The sequence below is a fragment of the Nocardia farcinica genome, from assembly GCF_029867845.1.
GTDB classification, from domain to species: Bacteria; Actinomycetota; Actinomycetes; order Mycobacteriales; family Mycobacteriaceae; genus Nocardia; species Nocardia farcinica_A.
This window is the reverse complement of record NZ_JARWRU010000105.1, coordinates 1-6,145: the sequence shown is the minus strand read 5'-3', so window position 1 is coordinate 6,145 and position 6,145 is coordinate 1. Positions and strand designations below refer to the sequence as shown.

The following is a 6,145-nucleotide window of genomic DNA, read 5'->3' as shown; positions in this document are numbered from 1 at the left end:
CCCCCCCGCGGGGGGGGGCGGGGCGGGGGGGCCCTGCCCCCCCCCCCCCCCCCCCCCCCCCCCGGCGGGGGGGGGCCCCCCGCCTACCACTGGCGGCGCCGCGAACCCCGCCCCACGGCCGGGGCAGGGGCGCACTCGCTGTGGGACGTGCCGCCCGGCTGGCGGGTGGGCGCGCACGCGCCGACCCCGATCCGGCTGGCCGCGGGCGAACGCGTGGAGCACGTGTACCTGACCGGCGTGCCCGAGGCGGCCACCGTCCGCATCGGCGACGGCGCGAGCCGCGAGGTGCGCGCCGAATTCGAGCCGGCAGGGCCGCCTCCCGTCCGCGACGCGGGCAGCTCCGGCGGCGCCCGCGGCGTGCTCGCGCTCACGATCGACGGCCTGCGCCGCACCTACCGCGTGGCCGAGCAGGGCGACACCCTGTGGGTCGCCGGCCCCGAGGGCGTGCGCACGCTGCGCGCGGTGCCCGAGGTGTCGGTGCGCGGCGCCGCCGCCCATGTCGGCGACGCGGAGATCCGCAGCCCCATGCCGGGTTCGGTGCTTGCCACGCCGGTCGCCTCCGGCACGGCGGTCGCCGCGGGCGCCCCGGTGGTCGTGGTGGAGGCCATGAAGATGGAGCACACGCTCACCGCCCCGGTCGACGGCGTGGTGGAGGTGCTGGTCGCCGCGGGCGCCCAGGTGCGGCTGGACGAGTTGCTCGCCCGGGTCGTCACCGCCCCCGACCCCGAGACGGGCACCGCCGATCCCGCCCCAGCTGGCTCCGCCGCATCCGATCCCGCCGAGCGAGAAGGACTTTCCGCATGACCGACTTCCTGTCCACCGGCACCCTGCCGCAGGAGTACCGCGATCTCGCGCTGACCGTGCGGGATTTCGCGCAGACGGTGGTGGCCCCGGTGGCGGCCGAGCACGACGCCGCGCACACCTTCCCCTACGAGGTGGTGGCGGGCATGGCCGAGATGGGTCTGTTCGGCCTGCCCTTCCCGGAGGAGTACGGCGGCATGGGCGGCGACTACTTCGCCCTGTGCCTGGCGTTGGAGGAGCTGGGCAAGGTCGACCAGAGTGTGGCGATCACCCTGGAGGCCGGGGTCTCGCTGGGCGCCATGCCGATCCACCGCTTCGGCAACGAGGAGCAGAAGCAGCGCTGGCTGCCCGAACTCACCAGCGGCCGGGCCCTGGCCGGTTTCGGCCTGACCGAGCCGGACGCGGGCAGCGACGCGGGCGGCACCAGGACCACCGCGGTGCTCGACGGCGACGAGTGGGTGATCAACGGCCGCAAGCAGTTCATCACCAACTCCGGCACCGACATCACCACCCTGGTCACGGTCACGGCGGTCACGGGCAGCATCGAGGGCCGCAAGGAGATCTCCACCATCCTCGTGCCCACCGACACCCCCGGTTTCGTCGCCGAACCCGCCTACAACAAGGTCGGCTGGAACGCCTCCGACACCCACCCGCTGACCTTCACCGATGTGCGGGTGCCGAGGGAGAACCTGCTCGGCGAGCGCGGCCGCGGCTACGCCAACTTCCTGCGCATCCTCGACGAGGGCCGTATCGCCATCGCCGCGCTGTCGGTCGGCGCCGCCCAGGGGTGCGTGGACGAGAGCGTCCGCTACGCCAAGGAGCGGCTGGCCTTCGGCAGGCCGATCGCGGCCAACCAGGCCGTCGCCTTCAAGATCGCCCGGATGGAGGCGCGCGCCCACGCCGCCCGCACCGCCTACTACGACGCGGCCGCGCTCATGCTCGCGGGCAAGCCGTTCAAGAAGCAGGCCTCCATCGCGAAGCTGGTCGCCAGCGAGGCGGCCATGGACAACGCCCGCGATGCCACCCAGATCTTCGGCGGCAACGGGTTCATGAACGAATACGCTGTCGCCAGGCACTACCGCGACAGCAAGATCCTGGAGATCGGCGAAGGGACGACCGAGGTGCAGTTGATGCTGATCGGGCGGGAGCTGGGGCTGTGAGCGAGAACGACATCCCCGGGTCCGGCGCGCCCGCGTCCCCGCGACGGGTGGTGCAGCGCGGGCTGTATTTCGAGGAGTTCGAGACCGACGTGGTCTACGAGCACCGGCCAGGCCGCACCATCACCGAGGCCGACAACGTCCTGTTCACCACGCTCACCATGAACACCCAGGCGCTGCATCTGGACGCCGCGTTCAGCGACGCGCTGCCGCCGTTCAACAAGCGCCTGGTGAACTCGATGTTCACCCTGTCCACGCTGGTCGGCCTCTCGGTCGCGCAGCTCACCCAGGGCACCATCGTGGCCAACCTCGGGTTCTCCGAGATCGCCTTCCCCAAGCCGCTGTTCCACGGCGACACCATGTACGCCGAGACTGTGGTCATCGGCAAGCGCGCGTCGAAGTCGCGGCCCGGCGAGGGCGTGGTCACCTTCGCGCACACCGCGCGCAATCAGCACGGCGAGGTGGTCGCCACGGCCACCCGCAAGACCTTGGTCCGGTTCCGCCCGGACGGGCAGGGAACGGAGCGGTAGATGCCCGAGAGCACCTGGGAGCTGCCGGGACCGGCGTGGCTGTTCTGCCCGGCCGACCGCCCCGAGCGGTTCGCCAAGGCGGCCGCGGCGGCCGACGTGGTGATCCTCGACCTGGAGGACGGGGTCGCGCCCGGCGACAAGTCCGCCGCCCGCGAGGCGCTGGTGTTCACGCCGCTGGACCCCGAGCGCACCGTGATCCGGGTGAACGCGGCGGGCACCGCCGAGCACTCGCTCGACCTGCGCGCACTGGCCGCCACCGGCTACCGCAGGTTGATGCTGCCCAAGGCCGAGTCGGCCGCGCAGATCACCGCCCTGGCGGGCTTCGAGGTCGTCGCCCTGGTCGAGTCGCCGCTGGGCGCGCTGGCGGTGGCCGAGGTGGCGGCCGCGGACAACGCCATCGGCGTCATGTGGGGCGCGGAGGATCTGGTGGCAGGGCTCGGCGGCACGAGCAGCAGGCGTCCCGACGGGTCCTATCGCGATGTTGCCGTGCACGTCAGGGCGGCCACCCTGCTCGCGGCGAAGGCGGCGGGCAAGCTCGCGCTGGACGCGGTCTACCTGGACATTTCCGATTCGGACGGGCTGCGCGCCGAGTCCGAGGACGCGGTGGCCTCCGGCTTCGACATCAAGGTCGCCATCCACCCCTCCCAGGTGGCGGTGATCCGATCGGCCTACGCGCCCTCGGAAGAGGAGATCTCCTGGGCGCGGCGGGTGCTGGCCGAGGTGCCGAACCACCGGGGCGTGTTCGCCTTCGAGGGCCGGATGGTCGACGGCCCGGTCCTGCTGCACGCCAGGAAACTGCTGCGCCGCGCCGGACGCGAATGACCACGACCGCCGCAGCACGGGCCACGCACCACGGGCGACAGGAGAGCACCGCCATGCAACCACAGTGGACGCCGACCGCCGACGACATCGCCGAGGCCACCATCACCCACTTCGCCCGGTTCGCCGCCGAGCGGGGCAGCTACGACCTGCCCGAGAACGGCGACCCGGGCGACTACCAGCGGTTGTGGCAGTGGTCGGTGCGCGACCTGCCCGGCTTCTGGCGGGCGGTCTGGGAGTACTTCGACCTCGGCGACCTCCCGGGCGAGGTGCTGGCCGAGGACCGGATGCCCGGCGCGGTCTGGTTCCCCGGCACCCGGCTGAACTACGTCGACCGGGTGCTGCGCCAGTCCCGCGCCGACCGCCCGGCCATCCTGGCCGCCGCCGAGGACGAGCCGCCGCGCGAGGTCTCCTGGGCGGAACTGCTCGGCCGCACGGCCGCGCTGGCGCAGACCCTGCGCGATCTGGGCGTCACGCCGGGCGACCGCGTCGTCGGCTACCTGCCCAACATCCCCGAAGCCGTCGTCGCCTTCCTCGCGACCGCGAGCATCGGCGCGGTGTGGAGCGCCTGCGGTCAGGACTACTCCCCCAAGGCCGCCCTCGACCGGCTGGGCCAGCTGGAGCCGACGGTGCTCATCACCGCCGACGGCTACCGCTTCGGCGGCAGGGCGCACGACAAGAGCGCCGACATCGCCGCCCTGCGCGCGGGCCTGCCCACCCTGCGCTCGACCGTCGTGGTGCACCGGCTCGGCGTCGACGTGCCCGGTACGACGCCGTGGACCGAGGCCGCCACGCCCGGCGAGTCCACGCCCGAACTGCGACCGGAGCCGGTCGCCTTCGACCACCCGCTGTGGATCGTGTTCTCCTCCGGCACCACCGGCCTGCCCAAGGGCATCGTGCACGGCCACGGCGGCGTGGTGCTCGAACATCTGAAAGCCGTTGCCCTGCAATCGGACATCGGTGGCGAGGACACCTTCTTCTGGTACACCAGCCCGAGCTGGATGATGTGGAACTTCCAGGTCGCGGGCCTGCTGGTCGGCTCGACCATCGTCTGCTACGACGGCAGCCCCGCCCACCCGGCGCCGGACGGGCTGTGGCGGCTGGCCGCCGAGGTGCGGGCCACCGTGCTCGGCACCAGCCCCGGCTACGTGCTCGCCTGCATCAAGGCGGGCGCGCATCCGGCCGCCGAGCACGACCTGTCGGCACTGCGCCTGGTCGGCATCACCGGCTCGGCGCTGCCGCCGTCGTCGGCGCTGTGGCTGCGCGACGAGGTGGGGGTGCCGGTGGCCTCCATCAGCGGCGGCACCGATGTGGTGTCGGCCTTCCTCGGCTGGGCCCGCACCGTCCCGGTGTGGCCGGGCGAACTGTCGGTGCCCTATCTCGGTGTGGCGCTGGACTCCTACGACGAGGCGGGCAGGTCGGTGCGTGGGGAGGTCGGCGAGCTGGTGATCACCGCGCCCATGCCCTCCATGCCGGTCCACTTCTGGCGCGACGAGGACGGAAAGCGTTATCACGACGCCTATTTCGACATGTTCCCCGGCGTGTGGCGGCACGGCGACTGGATCACCCGCACCGACCACGGCAGCGTGGTGGTGCACGGCCGCTCCGACTCCACTCTCAACCGCCACGGCATCCGCATGGGCAGCGCCGACATCTACCAGGCGGTGGAGGGCCTGCCCGAGGTCACCGAGGCCCTGGTGATCGGAGTGGAGCAGCCCGACGGCGGCTACTGGATGCCGCTGTTCGTCCTGCTCGCCCCCGGCGCGGAACTCACCGACGAGCTGGTCGGCAGGATCGAGCAGACCATCCGCACCGAGGTCTCGCCCCGGCACGTGCCCGACGAGATCCTGCTCGCGCCCGGCATCCCGCACACCCGCACCGGCAAGAAGCTGGAGGTGCCGATCAAGAAGCTGTTGCAGGGCGCCGACCCGAGCCGCGTGGTGGAGCGCAGCGCGGTCGACGCCCCGGACCTGCTGGACTGGTACGCCGCCGTCCGCCCGGGCACCTAGCCTGCGGCCGATCGAGCCGGGCAGACCCGTCCGATCGAGCCCGTGCACCCGACCCGATGGACGCCGCACCGACCTGGGCAAATCCCGGCGGGAACGGCATCGTTACGATGTTGTCCATGAGTGTCGACAACCGCCGCACGGCGCGACCAGCGGTCGACGGCGACTCGGCACCACGTCCGATCCGGCGCAGGCCGAAGAACCGCCGGGCCCAGATCGCCGCCGCCTCGGCCGCCGCCTTCGGCGCGCTGGGCTATCACGGCGTGAGCATGGAGGACATCGCCTCCGGCCTCGGCATCAGTTCGGCCGCGCTGTATCGCCATTTCCCCAGCAAGTACGCCCTGTTCCGGGAAGAGCTGCTGCGGGTGGGCACGGCCATGACCGATTCGGTCCGGCTGCAGGACGAGGCGCACGAGTGGTCCCCGGAGCGCAGGCTGCGCCATGTGGTGCGCGCGGTGGCCAAGGCGGTCATCGACAATCGCGCGACGGTCACGCTGGTGCGCTGGGAGGTGCGCTACCTCGAGGAGCCCGATCAGCGGATCCTGGCCGAGCAGCAGTCCACCGTGCTGGACGCGCTCGGCGCCGAATTGCGTTCGCTGCGACCGGAATTGGATCTCGACGATGTGCGGGTGCTGCGCGGGGCCATGCTCAGCGTGCTCACCAGCATCGCCGACCACCACGCCACCCTGCCCGCGAAGGCGCTGGTCCAGTTGCTCGACTCGGTGTGCTGGACGCTGGCGCAGGCCGAGCTGCCGCCGGGCGGGCGCCCCCCCCCCCCCCCCCCCGGCCCCCGCCGCACCCCCCCGCTCGAAAAAGAAACAAGAGGGCCCGA

The 6,145-nt window shown here is 72.6% G+C and carries 6 protein-coding genes; all 6 read left to right on the top strand.

Annotated features, from left to right (window positions below):
- Positions 1 to 804, top strand: an 804-nt coding sequence (locus QH283_RS02025) for a biotin/lipoyl-containing protein (RefSeq protein ID WP_348538251.1), incomplete at its 5' end; no start/stop codon positions are given.
- Entirely contained in the window at positions 801 to 1,961 is a 1,161-nt protein-coding gene (locus tag QH283_RS02020) for an acyl-CoA dehydrogenase family protein (RefSeq protein WP_280501312.1), read from the top strand. The genes QH283_RS02025 and QH283_RS02020, both read left to right, overlap by 4 nt.
- Positions 1,958 to 2,488, top strand: coding sequence for a MaoC family dehydratase (locus tag QH283_RS02015; protein WP_280501311.1), 531 nt, complete (start codon positions 1,958 to 1,960; stop codon positions 2,486 to 2,488). Before QH283_RS02020 ends, QH283_RS02015 begins: the two co-directional genes overlap by 4 nt.
- A complete protein-coding gene (locus tag QH283_RS02010; protein ID WP_280501310.1) occupies positions 2,489 to 3,310 on the top strand; it encodes an HpcH/HpaI aldolase/citrate lyase family protein in 822 nt (273 codons plus the stop codon).
- A 53-nt stretch (positions 3,311 to 3,363) separates the two neighbouring features.
- Positions 3,364 to 5,316, top strand: a complete 1,953-nt coding sequence (locus QH283_RS02005; RefSeq protein ID WP_280501309.1) for an acetoacetate--CoA ligase — start codon at positions 3,364 to 3,366, stop codon at positions 5,314 to 5,316.
- Positions 5,317 to 5,432: 116 nt separating this feature from the next.
- Positions 5,433 to 6,145 (top strand): TetR/AcrR family transcriptional regulator (locus QH283_RS02000; protein ID WP_280501308.1); only part of this gene is annotated, 713 nt, incomplete at its 3' end.